General features: G+C 43.0%; 13 protein-coding genes. 10 read left to right on the top strand and 3 right to left on the bottom strand.

The window, feature by feature from the left end:
• Positions 1 to 34: 34 nt before the first annotated feature.
• The 3 genes from LXL81_RS05470 to LXL81_RS05460 form a co-directional block, all read right to left on the bottom strand.
• On the bottom strand, positions 35 to 4408 hold the full coding sequence (locus LXL81_RS05470; RefSeq protein ID WP_234645703.1) for a PAS domain-containing protein: 4374 nt from the start codon (positions 4406 to 4408) through the stop codon (positions 35 to 37).
• Positions 4409 to 5977: 1569 nt separating this feature from the next.
• On the bottom strand, positions 5978 to 6625 hold the full coding sequence (locus LXL81_RS05465; RefSeq protein WP_234645702.1) for a PAS domain-containing protein: 648 nt from the start codon (positions 6623 to 6625) through the stop codon (positions 5978 to 5980).
• Between the two features lie 706 nt (positions 6626 to 7331).
• Positions 7332 to 8204 carry a response regulator gene (locus tag LXL81_RS05460; RefSeq protein WP_234645701.1) on the bottom strand — a complete coding sequence of 291 codons (873 nt, stop codon included), beginning with the start codon at positions 8202 to 8204 and terminating at the stop codon, positions 7332 to 7334.
• A 365-nt stretch (positions 8205 to 8569) separates the two neighbouring features.
• Between LXL81_RS05460 and LXL81_RS05455 the strand changes: the two genes are divergently transcribed.
• The 10 genes from LXL81_RS05455 to LXL81_RS05410 all read left to right on the top strand — a co-directional run bounded on the left by LXL81_RS05455 (position 8570) and on the right by LXL81_RS05410 (position 17606).
• Positions 8570 to 8731 carry a hypothetical protein gene (locus LXL81_RS05455; protein ID WP_234645700.1) on the top strand — a complete coding sequence of 54 codons (162 nt, stop codon included), beginning with the start codon at positions 8570 to 8572 and terminating at the stop codon, positions 8729 to 8731.
• Positions 8732 to 9125: 394 nt separating this feature from the next.
• Positions 9126 to 9719, top strand: coding sequence for a DUF6624 domain-containing protein (locus LXL81_RS05450; protein ID WP_234645699.1), 594 nt, complete (start codon positions 9126 to 9128; stop codon positions 9717 to 9719).
• Positions 9720 to 10746: 1027 nt separating this feature from the next.
• Positions 10747 to 11031 (top strand): hypothetical protein, encoded by a 285-nt coding sequence (locus LXL81_RS05445; protein ID WP_234645698.1) that lies wholly within the window; start codon positions 10747 to 10749, stop codon positions 11029 to 11031.
• Between the two features lie 67 nt (positions 11032 to 11098).
• Entirely contained in the window at positions 11099 to 11383 is a 285-nt protein-coding gene (locus LXL81_RS05440) for an HU family DNA-binding protein (protein WP_234645697.1), read from the top strand.
• A gap of 385 nt (positions 11384 to 11768) precedes the next feature.
• Complete coding sequence (locus LXL81_RS05435) at positions 11769 to 12278, top strand: hypothetical protein (RefSeq protein ID WP_234645696.1); 510 nt, start codon at positions 11769 to 11771, stop codon at positions 12276 to 12278.
• Between the two features lie 114 nt (positions 12279 to 12392).
• The gene (locus tag LXL81_RS05430) at positions 12393 to 12695 is read left to right on the top strand and encodes a DUF4134 domain-containing protein (RefSeq protein WP_234645695.1); all 303 of its coding nucleotides are present in this window, start codon (positions 12393 to 12395) and stop codon (positions 12693 to 12695) included.
• Positions 12696 to 12829: 134 nt separating this feature from the next.
• Positions 12830 to 13756 carry a DUF4133 domain-containing protein gene (locus LXL81_RS05425; RefSeq protein WP_234645694.1) on the top strand — a complete coding sequence of 309 codons (927 nt, stop codon included), beginning with the start codon at positions 12830 to 12832 and terminating at the stop codon, positions 13754 to 13756.
• Between the two features lie 41 nt (positions 13757 to 13797).
• Positions 13798 to 16269 carry a TraG family conjugative transposon ATPase gene (locus tag LXL81_RS05420; protein ID WP_234645693.1) on the top strand — a complete coding sequence of 824 codons (2472 nt, stop codon included), beginning with the start codon at positions 13798 to 13800 and terminating at the stop codon, positions 16267 to 16269.
• Positions 16270 to 16280: 11 nt separating this feature from the next.
• Positions 16281 to 16958: a conjugal transfer protein TraI gene (locus LXL81_RS05415; RefSeq protein ID WP_234645692.1), complete on the top strand. Its 678-nt coding sequence runs from the start codon at positions 16281 to 16283 to the stop codon at positions 16956 to 16958.
• Between the two features lie 12 nt (positions 16959 to 16970).
• Positions 16971 to 17606, top strand: a complete 636-nt coding sequence (locus LXL81_RS05410) for a hypothetical protein (RefSeq protein WP_234645691.1) — start codon at positions 16971 to 16973, stop codon at positions 17604 to 17606.

Raw genomic sequence — 17606 nt, 5'->3', positions numbered from 1 at the left:
ATTCTGAAAATGAGCCTTGTATAAATCAAGATGCCTATCTTACTGTTCTTGTTAGTTCATTAATGATCAGAATCAGTTCTTTCACGTCAACTGGTTTAACAAGATGACTATCAAAGCCTGCATTCTGGGCTAGTTGCCTGTCTTGCTGCTGACCATAACCTGTCAGGGCAATCAGCGGAATCGTTTTTCCCCAGGGCTGTTGCCGGATCATTTTTGCTGTTTGATAGCCATCCATTCCTGGCATGCCTATGTCACACAAGATTACCGCCGGCTTAATTGTTTCGGCTGCTTCTATCCCTTCTAAGCCACTTTTGCGACTCTCCACTTCAAATCCTTTTAATCGCAAAAGCAGGGTAACCAGTATCGTTGCATCGATGTTATCATCAATAACCAAAACGCGCTGACCGCGCGGCGGCTGACCAACGCTCAGCCCCCTCATACCTTTTGCATTAGAAGGTTTGTCTGCTATTGGCAAGTAGATCAAAAATTCGCTGCCCTGGCCTAGTCCGTTGCTTGTGGCCTGAACATATCCACCATGCATCTTGACCAGGCGCTGCACCAGTGTAAGACCGATGCCCAACCCTCCTTGCGCGCGGGCCAAAGAATTGTCTGCTTGCACGAAAAGATCAAAAATTGAGCTCAGTTGCTCTGTTGTAAGTCCGATTCCATTGTCGGCAACCCGGATCAGTGCATGGCCGTCCTGCTGTTTTAAACTTACCCAAACCTGTCCCTTTTCTCCTGTGTAGCGAAGGCCGTTTGTTAATAGATTGGTGACCACCTGACTTAACCGTGTGCTATCACCTTGTACGTAAAGACGCTCACTCAAGGCTGTAAAATACAGTTGCTTGCCTGCCGCAGCATACTGGCCGCCGATTGCAGCGACCACGTCAGCTATAAGCGTCCCCAATTCAATATGCTCCTTTTTAAGCTCAATTTTATTTTGGGTAATACGGCTTACATCAAGCAAATCATCCACCAGTCGCACCAGATGATCTACCTGACGCTCCATCAATGTCACAGTTTGCTCCACAGGCGAATCTGGCTCCAAACCCATTAGAGAAAGTATCGACAACCCATTTCTAATGGTAGCCATAGGGTTTCTCAGTTCGTGGGCTAACATGGCCAAAAATTCATCTTTGCGCCGGTCAGCTTGCTGCAGGGCATGTTCAGCTGATTTTAGCTGGTCTATATCTGTAATGATGGTTACTTGCCCGGTAACCTTACCATCGCTATTTGTCAATGGCACTGCTGCTACATGGGTCCATATCGCATTACCATCGTCAAGGGTGTAGTGCATTTCGATGGGTGGAAGCACCAGCTCTCCACGCAGCGCGCGGGCACCAGGGTAATCGCTCCTTTGAAGCCGGCTACCATCTGCATTATACGCAAGCCAACGATCATAACGGGCTTCGTCTCTTGAGGGCATAAGTCCTGTAGGCATATAGCGATCCATCGCCTCATTGGCAATAACAACCCTTCCATCATGGTCGAATTCTCCAACCGCAACTGGCAAACTTTGGAATATGGCAGACAGACGGGTCTGGCTTGCCAACAGGGTTTGCTGAGCACTCTTTCTTTCCATGATGTCGTTAAACAAAACCGCAACCCGGTTCTGGCCAGCCGGGCCAATTGAGAAAGCATAAACATCATAGAAGTACCCCAGTGCAGCCGCCTCATGCTCAAAACGTGCCGACTCGCCAGTTTTGGCAATACGGCCGTAGGTTTCATACCAGAACTCTTCATGGGCTGGAGCCAGCTCACGCATTGTTTTACCGACCACATCAACAAGCCCGGTCTGGCGGATAAGTGCAGGGTTCGCTTGCAAAACAAGATAATCAGTCGCCTTGCCATGCTGGTCAAAGAATACTTCGATAATACAAAAACCTTGGTCGATGGAATCGAACAGGATTTGGTATTGCAGTTCAGATTCGCGCTGGGCCTGCTGGGAATGTTTGATGCCCGTTATATCACTGGCAGTTCCAAACCATCCCACAATCTGACCGTTTTTGTCAAACTTCGGGATAGCTCGGGAGAATATCCAGCCTATCTCTCCTGTAGGCAATATAATGCGGTGCTCTAACTCAAATGGGGCACGCGCGGCAACTGCGTTATCAATTGCTTGTTGCACAAATGGCTGATCTTCTAAGGGAATGTACTGCTGCAACCAGCTGGAATTCTTTGTTGCTGTATCAAAAAGAAAAGACTTGCCTACCAACTGATGCATCTGCTGCCAATCAGGGCTCATCTGATAGACAGCATCCGAGGTCGAGGTGACAAAAGCACGAAAACGCTCTTCGGACGCGTTAAGATCCTGCTCAGCCTGACGGCGCGCGGTAATATCGAACATAACCCCACTCATGATCAAAGGCTGGTCATTTAATTTCTCCATTACACGCCCGTAGCCACTCATCCACCGGGTTGAACCATCTTGTAGAACGGCACAAAACTCGGCATCAAATAACTCATCACCGTCCAGCGCCTGTTGCAGCTGGGCACCTACGCGCTGACGGTCATCCGGATGCACGTGCTCAAAGAAAAGCTCAGGTGTGACAGGCCCGTTTTCAGGTTCAAGACCAAATATCCTGAAATGCTCTTCGTTCCAAAATATCTGGTCGGTATCCAACTTCCATTCCCAGATCGCCATATCAGCAGCTTCGGTGGCCAGCCTGAGACGTCTCTCGGCCTGTCTTAAAGCTTTTTCATCCTGCACGCGTTCGAGCCGTGCCCAGATGCGTTCTGCAAGCTCACGCATTAAATTAATTTCATCCTCACGCCAGTGCCGGGGTTCTATATCCATTACCGTCATACAAAACTGACAATGCCCCTGTTTGGGCAATGGAATGTTGACAAATGATGCAACATTGATCGCTGAGGTGAACTGCAGATTGGCGCCGGAATGCTTCGCAGTATCGTCAACGATTGAGCTCATACCTGCGAGACATACCTGCTGGAAATCTTTTGTTAAAAAATGCTCAACCGGGTATGTGCCCCTCAGACTTAGTAAGTCTGGCTGATGCCAATCATAGTCTACGGTTATGCCCTTATCCCCTATTTGACTGAAGGCAACTCTTGAAGTTTTGAAATGGTTAACGATTTTACTACCGAGCCATTCGATGGTTTGGTCAACATTATCCAAACTGGCCAGCTCCTGGCCTACGTCCGCTAAAAGGGACTGATGCGCTTGACGACGTCTATCCTGGGTAATATCTTTGAAGATCACAGCTAACTGTTTACTTGTACCCTGCTCAACAAGAAATGCAAAAAGCTCAATAACACGGTCAATACTATCTACCTCAAGAACAGCGCGCACCGGATGGCCAGTTTGCCATACATTCTCGTAAATCTCGTAACCTTCCTCGGGGGCTTCTGGGAAAGCTTCCCTAATCGTTTTTCCTGTCACTTCTCCGAGGCCTGTATGTTGTGCAAATGCATGATTTGCTTCCAGATACCGGAAATCAATTGGCTCAGTGTCAACGCGCTCTAACAGGCAGAAGCCTTCGTCAATCGAGTCAAATAACATCCGGTACCGTTGGTCTGCCTGCCTTCGCTCGGTAACATCACTGGCTGCCCCTAACCACTGCTGGATATCGCCTTTTTCATTGAAAATAGGGATAGCACGGGAAAAAATCCAACCCACAGATCCGTCCCTGCGAAAAACCTGGTGTTCGGCTTCAAATGGCGTCTTTTCTGCAATGGCCTGCTGAATAATTCCTTGGACACGGTCCCGGTCGGTATGCGGGATATATTCTTCCAACCATTTGCCGTAGGGCGAAGCTGCACTTGTCAGGTAATCCTTCTCTGCCAATTGAACCATCTGCTGCCAGTCAGGGCTCATCACGTAAACGATTTCAGAAGTGGCTTTAACCAAATGGCCAAACCGCTGCTCACTAGCAGTTAATGCTTGTTTATCCAGCTTTTTCTCTTGCACTTGGCGGGTTGTTTCCAGTACTGTCACCAAAATGCCGCCAACCTCCCCTGAATCTAAAAATACAGGGCTATAAGCCAGGGTGAACCGGGCATCTTGCAAATAACCTAAACGGTTAATGGGATAAAGAGCGTCATCAAAACGAAAGGACTCCCCTTGCCATACCCGCCTGTAAATAGGTTCATTGATATGCCATACCTCAGGCCAGCAATGCTGGGTTGGCTGGCCAAGCCCGGATGGATGCTTATCACCCATCAGATCCCTGTAGCCATCATTATAAATCTGAACAAGTTCTTTTCCCCATAAAATGACAGATGCAAAAGGGGAAGCCAAAATTAATTGAACCGATGCACGAAGAACCTCAGGCCACTGATTGCTGGATCCTAATAGGGTATTTGACCAGTTGTACTCGCTGCAAATGGCGCGCATTAGGCCCAGTCCCTGAAAAGGCTTATTCATATCATTGTCGGAAGGGTTTCCCATAAAGTCTTTTTTATACAGGCTGAAACTATACCAGAAATTGGCATCAAATTAATGTCCTACATGGCAGTAATAATAGCAAATAGTTTCCTAAAAATATAGTTGCTGAAATAATCCTACCAACCTGTGAATTAAGTAATTAGACATACTTTAAATTATTGTGCCAAACGAATATGGCAACTACGGGTAACTAAACCCATTTCATAGCTGATTGTGCCGGCCTGAATGCTATGCAAATACAATAAATAAAAATTGTCTCTGGAATGTATTTAAGCTTTTAAGTCTAATCGGCTGGGACAAGAAGTGTCTTCGGCAGTAAAATTCTGGATGAATAAGTAACTACTTTATCGACCTTATTTGAATACTGCTCAAATCAGCCAAGTCCTCTATACGATTAATACAATTGAATGAATGCATGGCCAAATCCGGAAAGTAAATAAAACCAATTCCGGGCAACTGGGGCCGAGCAATTATTTACAATCAAGCGCCGCCAAAATTGGCATACCCGGCTGGGTGAGATCATTCAAAAAATGCTCGATCTGTATCCAACAATAGGGCTTGATGACGACTCAACTATTTGTTAAACTTGATGGTAAGCTACGGGCTGACCCGAACACCTTTCCTGCCGGCTGAATTGCAAGTCCAGCGTAAACTGCCAAATCGAAACTTATTGCATGCGATACCCGGCATAATTTCTTCTGATTTAAAATAGATCACATAATTACGAGAAAAGCGTTTCTATTTTATTTCTGGTCTACAAAACCTGAGTTTGTTTTTTATATTTCTTCTACCGGTCACGGGTCGACTGCTTCTTACTAGCAGTTCGAGTTGGATACTGCCGATATGAAAAATCTAATTGTTGTTCATTATATATACCATTTATCTCCCAATAAAACAGCGTCAGAAGATTTGATATAACATCTTTTAAGTAAGCAATATCATAAGCGTTGGCCTTGCGATTATCCATCAAATGAGAAACACCGGACATTGTGCAAATTCCATGCAGTTTATCGCCTAAAACCATGCGTTTTGAAATACGCAAAATCCATTGGCCGTTTCAAATTTTTCTTTACATATTTAACTTTTTATACCTTCATATTTTGCCAATTTCCAACGGCCATGAATAATTTAAAAAAATCCTGAAATTCAATAAAATTATGTCTTAAACCCGTTCGTATTCGCGCAGAAAAATCCGGTGATTTCCGGCGACGCTTCTGAAGATTAGCTACTTTTAGAGGACTGTCGATCGAGTCCTAATGAATTATTTGGAAAGCAGATTTTCGTTGTCTATCCGCATACATTCAGCTGTTAAAGGTAATGCTGCGACCTGAATATTAGGCAGTTTAAGCTTTCGCCGATCTTTAAAGGCTGCTGTCTGTACCTGACGATTCTATTGTTAACAGGATTTTATAATAATCCTTAGTCATATTCCAATGCATTTCGGAATTGGCTCCTTAACTAAATGGCACTGAATTTCAGCACATTAGCCTAGTACATACCTAATTTTCTTATCTATTTCTCTTTCACAACAATTAAGGTATATATCTTATCCAAACCAAGATAAATTCAGCGTCATTCCGATTCGAACTGTGTTAGTAACTGATCCATAACACTTTGCATTTCTTTGACATTTCTTTGGATCATTTCAAGCATATTATCGAAGTCTTCATTTTTGCCCATTATTGTTAACAGACTGGACGCTGATGAAATAATGCCCAGGTGACCCCGAAGATCGTGAAAACCTGCATTTAATAAAGACGGTGATTTCCTGGTAAATAGTGCTTCCTGCGTTTTTTGTTCATGCCATTCACTGCCTGTGCTGAGATATCCGATACATTCACCATTTATATAATAAATAGGCCTAGTATTCTCGTGTATCCAGCGGTATTGGCCGCTTCTATGCAGCAGTAAATAAGTTATATCAAATTCCCTGTGTTTAGAAACTGCCTGCTCCCAGATTTGCTGATATTCGGTAATGCAGTCTGGATGCATGTTTTCTGTTAGCGTATGTTTACCCCCAGCAAGTGAGCCTGTGAAATCCACCCATGATTTATTCACAAACTGACTGCTTCCATCGGTACTAAATAGCCGCAACAACGCTCCTGTGTTGGCAACAACTGCCTCCAGCACTGCTCTGTCAGGGTCCTGAATGCTTCTTTGGCCTTTACCGCTCTGAATTTCGGCGCCGGAATTGACCTTTATATTTCGCTGTTTATTCATAACATTATTTCGTGTGGTGTTATCATACTAGCCCGAAGATGATATCTTCTAAATATTCTGATTGTCATTTTTTATTGAGCCCGGTAAACAAATAATGCCGTAAATTCTGGCAGTAAAAATAACGGGTATATCGCATAGCAAACACCGGTAATTACCCTCAGAATTTTATAGTTGAAACTCAAAACAATAATGTGCGCATTAACACTTGCAGAACTTCTAATTAATACGTTCGCAAAGAAACTACGCACCTTTTTGATAGCATATGTTATTATCTTGCCGCGCCCCAATGCGATAAAGTAATCATTGAAGTAATTGCTATTTGACATACCAATAATGTAATTAGAGTGTTTCTAACTTTGCAATTATTTAGAAATTATGACAGGTGCGCTAGTACATTATTTTGAAAGCCATGCAAACAAGCATATCCGGCATCAAGAAGTTCAAATGTATTGCATGACTTATTGGCTTGCAAATTTCCACCACCTGTTGTAGAAAAAAGACCCTATAGTGCTACCTTACAGGGCATTTCTGTATTTTAAATAATTACAAATCCAGCAATATAGCGCATGCCAGCTATTGAATTATTGTGCATTCCACTGTTCTGCCAAGCAGTTTTCTATACAACCTAATGCCGCATATCATGTCAGGGAACGAGCAGATCAAGCAGTTGAATGGCAGCCTAGCAAGTAAGATGCCGGGTTTATATTTATGTTTTTGGTAACTTGATGATATCCCACCAAAAATTACATAGACCACGAAGATAGGAATATGAAGCGAGCAGCTCTGGCGATTTAACAATGTAAGAGTTTGCTCTATGCTGATAAACTGCATCTACATCTTCTCTTTGTTTTGAAAAACTTAATACCAGCACCGGGACTGGTGGCAGCCTATGAATGATATAAAAGTAGCGGATAGAGTCCAGCAGATTCAAACCTTCCCTTCGGGTTGGAAGATAAAGGTCAACGATGATCAGCTCAGGGGCAGGCTTTAATGTGTTCCAGTGATCGGTCATAAAATCAAGTGTACTTTTTCTATCTTTAAGCCTGGTTACCTTTACCTCAGGCAAACTGCGTTTTAATGTCAACCGCATCAATTCCCAGTAATCAGCATTATCTTCAACAATCAAGATACTTTTACCTTTAAAGGTTTGCCAGACGGATGAATCATCGGGGGATCCGTAATTATTCAAAAAACAAAAGTTCAGGCCTTGTGCCAAACGGGTATAATCTTGCATCATTACTGGCTTTGTCATGTAAGCATTCAAACCCAGTGCATAGGCCTTTTTTATGTGATCAGGATTTGAAGATGTAGATGTCATGATAACAGGTATATGGAGCGTTTTCTCATTTGATTTTAAAAGGGTAAGTGCTTCCAATCCATTAATCTTGGGCATATTCATATCCATCAAAATAAGAGCCGGATTGTTATGATGAACAGAACTTATTGAATCCATCAACTCTTTTCCGTCTTTAATAACTTTTATATCAATATCATGGATCGAGCTCTTCAGCGCTGTGTGCATCAGCATGACGTCATCCTCGTCATCATCAACTAGATAGATAATTTTTGCTGGGTTCATTTTTTTTGAAGTTGTGGTGAACGTTTCGACTTGAAGGCAGCCATTATATTAAGATTATTCCACTTGTTTTTAGGGCACGAGATTATGGGCTAATCGGTCTGAGATAATGGCTAGCTTTAATACAAGTTACTATTGTTATTATCTAGTCGTTGCAGGCTAGGATATAATTTTACCTTACGGTTAAGTCTTTGTCTTTATTGGTTGGTAACTGCTGAGGCCAACTTTTTAAAATCCGTATTTGCTGACATTTTTGAAGATGTTTTAAACAAGAAAATCCGATTCTGCTGCTCGTTTTCGCGATCTGATGATACCCATTTAAACGCACTTGCTCTAAGATTTAATCCTTTAATTTCTGCGCAAAGTGCTTGGATGGAAATAAATCACTTGCAGCAGTAGCACACGATACCGTAGCAGATAAAACGTATCCGTCCGACGATCCCATACTGGATTATACTAAAATTAGTACGGCAGCGGCCGCCGCAAAAAGCAACCAGGAGTTTCGCGTAGCAAAATTGACAGGGTATTGATGAGCAGTATTCAAAATCTGAGTACCCTCTTTGAAAATCTCATCGAGATTAAAGGTTTTAAAATCTGCCTTTTATGAAAAGTAATATGTTCCCAACTGTGGGTGGATGTGGCCAATATGTTTTTAACAAGGCTTTTTGGCCGACCGGCTTTTTAGATAATGCAAGATTTTCTTAAAGATGAAGCAGCTTCCAACAGTTAATAGAGTTGGCAATCAACCTTTTGCAGCCGCACCGGCGACCCGGCTTCTGCCGTCGGCTATTCCCAATAAGTTGGCAGAATTGAATATTATCGAAATCATAACAACTAATTAACTAAATTTATAGTTTACAAGGAAGTATGCTCCATGTTTTAAAAGAAAATATTCATAAGTTACTAACGCTAAACAGCAACACCATGATATCGATTAAAATCTTTCTAGCCCTAAGCTTCCTAAGTTTTCCTGTCCTTTCTCAATCAAGTATTAATACTGAGCTTCAAAAAAAAATCACTTTAATGGCTACCGAAGATCAGAAATGGCGGAAAGAATCAGAAAATATCGACAACGGAAAAGCCTCCGTCTATGATAAAGCCACCATAGATTATAATTGGAGGAAAACAGATAGCTTGAATTTGATCGAAGCAAAATCAATCATTAAGAAATACGGATTTCCAGGCTATGATTTAGTTGGTGAAAGCGGGAGTAACAGATTTTGGACGATTGTTCAGCATTGTGATAATGACGTTAAATTTCAGCAGCAGGTCCTATTACTTATGAGCAAACAAGTGAAATTGAATAACGCGTCTGGAAAAGACTTCGCGTATTTGCAGGACCGGGTTCTACTCAGCACAAATAAAAAGCAAATTTTTGGTACTCAGGTTCGCTACAACCCCACCACCAAAACAGCAAAACCCCTTCCTCTCCAGGATTCAATCAATGTTGATAAACGCAGGAAGTCTGTCGGCCTGACGCCTTTAAATGAATATTTAAAGATCTTCGATAGAAATTAGGAGTTCTTCACCCGTTGATATCGTTTTCTAAGGCAAGCCGAATCCAGCATTACACCTTGCAGAAGAAGTGTTGACTGCTGGCTAGTGGTGGATGTATCTTCACCTTTTGGCCGTTCGAAAGAACCTTATTCCAGTTTTTGACATACATGGCAAACCCATCCCGATCTCACCGTGCGACGGACCGATCTTAGGGCAGGATTTGATTAAGCCTTTTGGCCAGAAAAACGAAAACATCACCGCCTGATAAATCAAAATCCAATTCATTCCTGGCCAAACCACTAAATTGTATGTCAAAACGCATATCCGTTAGGCCCAGGTACAGAAACTACCGGCAGCTGTAAGATAAAGCCAGCATATTAATGATGAGTTTCTTGATAAATGAAGTGTCAGAAGATCCGAAGAGCTCTATACTGGCTCTAAATGGAAAAGTAATGGCCGTTCCGTTTACAAAATGCCTATTTGCTGGCGCCTGCCACTGATAATACAGTTCACAAATCATTTCTTTCGCATTTTTAATGAAATAAAATTACGAGCTATACAGGTCCATTAAAATAGTTTTATCGGATGGATACGATAAAACGGGCCGATTAAATCATTTGACAATGTCTTTTTTCTTTCGTTGTTGTTTCACTTTTTATTACACCGCAATATTGATTAGACCCCGTTATTTCAAAAACGAGTATTGTCATGCCCACTTGAAACCTGCAATAGAAGCTTAATTAAAGTTTATTCATCAATAAATGCCAGCATAACACAAAATTTGAAGAACGTTATTCTAAAAAAATGCTAAGTTTTAAGATAAAAAAGCCAATTGTTAGCGTTTCGCAGAGAAGATCAGCAAACCGACTAAATAAGCAAACTTAGCTCAAAATGTATGCAGCAGTATCCGGATTGGCTGGTACACTGGTAAAATAAACACCCGAATATTTTAAGCTCCACTAATAATCTTTATTCCCATTACAACTATCAAGAATAAATCTTTTATTTTGTTAGAGGAAAAATCTCATTCTGATAATAGCTAAGCCAAATGAACGACAGTAGTTTTGAAACTTCGGGTATCCGTAAGATGATTATTGAAAGAACAGGAATTGACATTTTTAAAATCGAAGGATATCAGCAGGTGAACCCTGGCTATGAGATAAGTGACCAGCCGGTAACTATTCATTTTAGCTGTTCAATTAACCCTAAGCTTCCGCTGCAAACCGTGATGAGCCAGGCAGCATTCGAGACCATCTGCAAGTCCGATCTTTCAAAGTTCAAAGCACATTTTCAAAAAATCGCATCTGAACAGATCGCAGATAAACAATTTTAGGGCAGATTATCTTTGTTTACAGGTCGCTATGCTATCTTTGCCAGACAATAAACCTAGTATAAACAGTATGACAAAGGCGGAAACAATTCAAAAAATCGCAGAAAAAACCGGAATCCAAAAAGAAGATGTGCAAAAAACATTGGAATCTTTTTTTCTTACGATAAAAGATACAATGACAAGCGGCGAAAACATTTATTTCCGTGGTTTTGGCAGCTTTACCAATAAAAAAAGGGCGGCAAAGACCGCAAGGAATATTTCTAAGAATACGACCATTGTGGTCCCTTCCCATATAATCCCTCATTTTAAGCCTTCTGATGATTTCGTAAATCAGGTAAAAGGAGCAAATCTTTAGAAAGCCCGTTTTAACAGCACGAAGCAAAGAAGCCCGGATGTGAATCGTCCGGGCTTCTTTGCGTTAAAACGATACTGCTAATTATCAATGGATTACGCATGCACATGAAAGGTCCTTAAGAGTTGTACCTTTTTGCTACCCATGAGAAGTTTTTACTGAAAATACCCATGAAAAATGGCGGTCTGGCCAGCTGATTGCCACAATTATTTGAAATAAATCCCAAAAGCTTTAAAAGGGTCCTAAAAAAGTTGGACTTTATTGCTACCCTGAATCGTGATTTACTTTGTGACATCAATAAAGCGGTCGGCTGGTGAGCCGGATGTTTTTTTAAAACTACATCCATTGCACCCCACCGCAGGATCCAATCAAGTAAACCACATGTCCTATGCTTACAGCTAATCCTTGGGTTGCCTATGTTTCAATTGTTGGTCCGCTGCTTGCGGGCTACTACCTTCTGGTGGGTTTAATCTTCTACCGGCAAGAACTTAAAGCCAGCATCTTTAAATCCAAAAGCGCGCCGGGCAAACCTGCTGCACGGGATGCCAAAGCCCGCCCGGCTGAATTAGAATCTTTTCAGGAGCCTGGCATCCAAAACGCTGAGCTTGACGCAGATCAGGATCAGCAAGAAGAGTCCTGGGAAAATGAACCAATGATGCAACAGCTCGAAGAGCTCTCGGTTCAAATCAAGAATGCGATCGAAGAGGCGCACGATAAAGATTACAGCAAAGAGGAATTTGTGCTTTTGGCACAAATGACATTAAGAGAATATCCGGCCATATATGGCACACCGTTCCAGCTTTCAGTAAACCAGTTGATTGAAGCGGAACTGGCAAAATACGGCTCCATCCACCTGGAAAGTGAAGACAGGATGAGGATTTGGAATCAGGAAGACTGATGGAGCAGTTCCGCAGTTGGACTTCCCGCGCAGCTGCGGGAAGACTTCTGGCGGCTTACTTAAAGAGCAGTGCATGTTCAACTTAAACAGATAGAGGAGATGAGAATGAGGGGTATGTTTAAAAGCAGACGCTGGCTGCTTACTGCAAGCATGATGCTTGGAGCAATTATTTCGAAGGCCCAGGACGGAGCGGCCGGAATTTCCGAGGCCGACACCCAGGTAAGATCCTACTTTGAGCCGGGAACAAATCTGATGTATGCCATCGGAGCAGTTTTAGGCCTTGTCGGTGCTGTTAAGGTATTTCAGAAATGGAATGCAGGTGACCAGGATACCAACAAGGTCGCCGCTGCCTGGTTTGGCAGCTGCATCTTTCTGGTGGTGGTCGCCACGGTGTTGCAATCGTTTTTTGGCGTCTGAAAGAACAATCAAAGCCAGCAACGGTTACGAGCGCTCGCCAAAGTAGAATCTGTTTTGAAACGGTCAGGGGCCTCCCCCTGCCGTTTCATTTCAATCCGCTGATTTTCCAACTACTGTTTTTAATCAAAGAAACCATGCTAGAACCAATCATGGCTGAAAGCTGTCCGGATTTTTATCTGGATAATGTCGAGATCCTTTCAAATGACCAAAATGTGTTTACCAAAACGCGCGTGTTTAAAAGAAAGCACAGCCGCACTTGTCGTATGATCAGAGCAATGATTGCCAAGGGGCTTGATTTTGAAGAGATCATCGATCAAAGCGTAGAGCTGATTACAGAACAGTTCAGGCCCTCACGCTTTGGCTATGTCTGCGCTTTGGTTGCCAGCGAGTTTCCGGAAACATTTTTAAAATGGGTCAAAAAAAATGCGCTTGGCACAAGGGTGACCGAAATAGTCAGCGCCTGCGAACCTTTATTTGGACTTTTCAAATGCAAAGCCAAAGACCAGCACAGGATCTATTTAGCGGTTACAAACTTTGTAAGACATTACCTGACGACAAATAAGAAAAAAACAGTCTTTAAACCCAATAAAACTGCGGTTAGAAAAATTCAGGTGCTGCCGGCTGCTTTGCCTGTCAGCTGCAAGCAAACGCAGATGAGCAAAGAATCTGAGCTGAGGCCATCACCGCTGGCAGTCGATGCTCAGGGCACAGCACCCGGCAAAAATCCGGTAACCTTAAACAAGATAGATATCATGGCAAATAAACAATACATGGTCAATAAGGGCATTAATAAAAGTCTTGTATTCAAAGGGTTAAAAGCGCAGTACATTGGCTACATGGGTCTGGGCCTTTTGATAGACCTTCTTTTTTATGCCGCGCTGTATATACTAAAAGTCAATACCTATATCACCCTTGTTCTCACTGCCGCTCTGGGCGCTTTGATAACCATCGTGGTTTACCATCTGAACGGGCACTACGGCGAGCATGGCCTGGTTAAAAAACTTGCGCAAAGAAAAATACCAAAAATGATCAGATCCTTTTCAAGAAGAATATTCCGATAGGAACAAAGTCTGATTTGTTAATACTATAAATCAATGTGAAAATGGAAAAGTTGCTGGATGATTTATTACCGATTCTGGAAGTATCCGCTGGATGTCTTCTTTCCAAGCAGGGTGATGTGACCATGGGCTTTCAGCTGGAACTGCCTGAAATATTTACACTTTCAGATCAGCAGTACGAAGCCTTTCATCAAAGCTGGGTGAAGGCCCTTAAAATGCTGCCGGTCGGAAGCGTGTTTCACAAGCAGGATTACTTTCTAAAAAGCCGCTACAAGGCTGATTTCTCAAAAGAGGACACCAGCTTTCTGACCCATAGCTCAGAGCGCTTCTTTAACGAGCGGCCCTTTCTGGATCATAGCTGTTATGTTTTTATCACCAAAAAGCCACCGGGCAGAAAGCCTGCAAGCTCGATTTTTTCTAATCTTTTAAAACCGAGCCTTTTTCCAAAAGAGTCGCTGGATGATCACGCGCTGCAAGAATTCAAAGGCAGCACAGGCCAGTTTAAAAGAATTATGGAAGATTCCGGATTTGTAAAAATGCGCCCGCTCCAAGACAGGGACCTTCTTAGCAGCGCTGGCAGCCAGGGCCTTATTGAACGCTACCTTTATCTGTCAGAGAACCCATCTTCTAAAATCATCAAGGATATCCACTTTGAAAGCGGCATTAAAATCGGCGATCAGTACGGGCAGCTGTACAGCCTGGCAGATGCGGCAGATCTGCCTGGCGCGTGCAGCGCGGCTATTGCCTATGAGAAGTATTCAAGTGACCGCACCAAATTCAGCACCGGTTTTGCCAGCAGTCTGGGCCAGCTTCTTTCGTGTAACCACATCTATAACCAGCTGATTTTTATCGAGGATACAGATAAAACCTTAAAACGCCTGGAAAGCAAGCGCCTACGGCTGCAGTCACTTTCATTGCATGCAAGAGAAAACCACCTGGCCCTGGATGCGACCAACGAGTTTTTAAACGAGGCGATCAAAGAGCAGCGCATGCCGGTCAAGGCGCACTATAATCTTTTGGTGTGGAGCGATGATCTTTCTGAGCTGAAAGAAATCAAAAACATGACCACTTCGGCGCTGGCCCAGATGGATGCTGCCGCAAGACAGGAAATTACAGGCGCCCCACAGATCTACTGGGCAGGTATTCCGGGCAATGAGGCGGATTTTCCCATGAACGAGACCTTTGATACTTTCACTGAGCAGGCCGCCTGCTTTTTGAATCTGGAATCCAGTTACCGAAGCTCGCTAAGCCCTGTGGGCATCCGGCTTGGTGACCGGCTGACAGGCAGGCCCATGCACGTGGATATTTCAGATGAGCCCATCCGGATGGGCATCTGTACAAACCGAAACAAATTTATTTTGGGCCCTTCGGGCTCTGGCAAAAGCTTTTTTACCAACCACATGGTGCGGAGCTACTTTGAGACCGGCGCGCATATCGTGCTGGTCGATGTCGGGCACAGCTACAAAGGGTTATGTGATATGGTCGGGGGCTACTACTTCACTTACGATGAAAAAAGTCCGATCGAGTTTAATCCCTTTTTTATTCCTGAGGGTGAAAGTCTTGACACGGAAAAAAAAGAGAGCATCAAAACGCTTTTATTTTCACTTTGGAAAAAAGATGATGAGACTTTTAAAAGAAGTGAATATGTGGCTCTATCCAATGCTGTCACGCTCTACTTTTCGCATCTTGATAAAAACCCTGAAATCTTTCCTTGTTTTAACAGCTTTTACGAGTTTTTAAGATCGGACTTTTCTTTGATCATTCAGACCGATCAAGTCAAAGAGAAAGATTTTGACATCCATAATTTTCTTTACGTGCTGATGCCATATTACCGTGGCGGCGAGTTTGATTATCTTCTGAATGCTGGAAAGAACCTGGATCTTTTGCATCAGCGCTTTATTGTCTTTGAGCTTGATAATATTAAAGAGCACGCGATTCTGTTTCCGATCGTGACGATCATTATCATGGAGCTTTTTATCAGTAAGATGAGAAAGCTGGAAGGGATCAGAAAAATCCTTTTGATCGAGGAAGCCTGGAAAGCGATTGCCAAGGAAGGCATGGCAGAGTATATTAAATACATTTTTAAAACGGTAAGAAAATACTTTGGAGAAGCAATCGTGGTCACCCAAGAGGTGGAAGATATTATCTCTTCGCCCATTGTCAAGCAGGCCATCATTAACAATTCAGACTGCAAGATCCTTTTAGACCAGTCCAAATACCAAAACAAGTTTGATCAGATTCAGGAGCTTTTGGGATTGACAGAAAAAGAGAAAGCCCTGGTTCTTTCGGTAAACAAGGCCAATGATCCAATGCGACGCTACAAAGAAGTTTTTATCAGTTTAGGCGGGGTGCTTTCAAAAGTCTACCGCACAGAAGTAAGCATGCAGGAGTATCTGACCTATACCACAGAGCAGACCGAAAAGCTCAAAGTAAGTCAGTACGCGAAAAAATACGGCAGTATTAAAAAAGGTATCCAGGTGCTTGCCCATGAAATGAGCGTGTCACAGAAAGCTTAAAGCGAAATATCATGCTAAAAAAATATGTATTTATACTGCTGGTGTCGCTCGCTACGATCACTCCGGCAGGAAGCGCCCAGGCGGCAATTCCCTGGGCGCAGATCATCAAAGAAGCGGTCAAAAAGGTTGTCAAGGCCGTTGATCTTTTGATCCAAAGAAGACAAAATGCGGTCATCAAACTGCAAAATGCGCAGAAGGCACTTGAAAATACGATGGCCAAATTAAAGCTCGATGAGATCACTGACTGGGTTAAAAAGCAGCGGGACCTTTACAAAGAGTACTATGATGAGCTAAAAAAGGTAAAAGCGGTGATCGCCTATTACTTTAAAATCAAAGAGATCGCCCAAAAACAGGTCTTGATCGTTGAGGAGTACCAAAAGGCGTGGGCACTGTTTCAAAAGGATAAACATTTCACAGCCGCAGAGCTTTATTACATGCAAAAGGTCTATGAGGGCATGCTGGATCAGACCGCAAAAAATGTTGACCTTCTCACGCTTGTGGTAAAATCGTTCTCTGTGCAGATGTCTGATGTCAAACGGCTGGAGATCATTGACAAAACAGCTTTAAATGTTGATCAGGTCTATGATGAGCTCTCAAGCTTTAATTATGAAAACAAGCTTTTAAGTCTTTCGCGGGCCAGCAGCGCGTTTGATGCCAAAGTGGTCAAGGAGCTTTACGGCATTCAGTAGCCATAAAAATTTATGAAAAAAACATGCATCATCCTGTGTCTGCTTCTGCTTTCGGCGCTTTGTAAAGCCCAGCGGCTCAATGAATGGATCAGGCAGAAAAAAACCCAAAAAGAGTATTTGATCGAGCAGATCGCTCAGCTTAAAATATATTTAGAGCTGACAGAAAAGGGCTATAAAATTGCCAAAGAGGGCCTGAGTACAATCAGTGAAATCAAGCGGGGCGAGTTCAGACTGCATCAAAATCATTTTGATTCGCTTAGAATCGTAAACCCTAAAATCGGATCATCCGGCCGGCTCAAGCAGATCACAGATCTTCACGGAAAAATCAATCAGAGCTGCCAGGTGCTGCCCGCTGAGCTTGCGCCATTCTTTGACACTGAGCAGATGGCTTATATCCGAAGCGTGCTCAAACTGGTTTACGATGACTGCCAGTCTGTTCTGGGCAATTTGTTTCTTGTCATACGCAGTGGCAATCTAGCCATGACAGATGATGAGCGAATCAACAGGATTGAGCTTTGCTTTCAGCAGATGCAGGACAATTACAGCTTTGTAAAAAATTTCGATCAAAACACAAGGCTTTTGGCTGCACAAATTAAAAATGAGCAGTCTACGATTAATACCCAAAAAAACATTCACGGTTTAAAATGA

The sequence above is a fragment of the Dyadobacter sp. CY356 genome (assembly GCF_021440195.1).
Classification (GTDB): domain Bacteria; phylum Bacteroidota; class Bacteroidia; order Cytophagales; family Spirosomataceae; genus Dyadobacter.
Note: the sequence above shows the minus strand (reverse complement) of the source record. Positions and strands in the feature narration are given on the sequence as shown.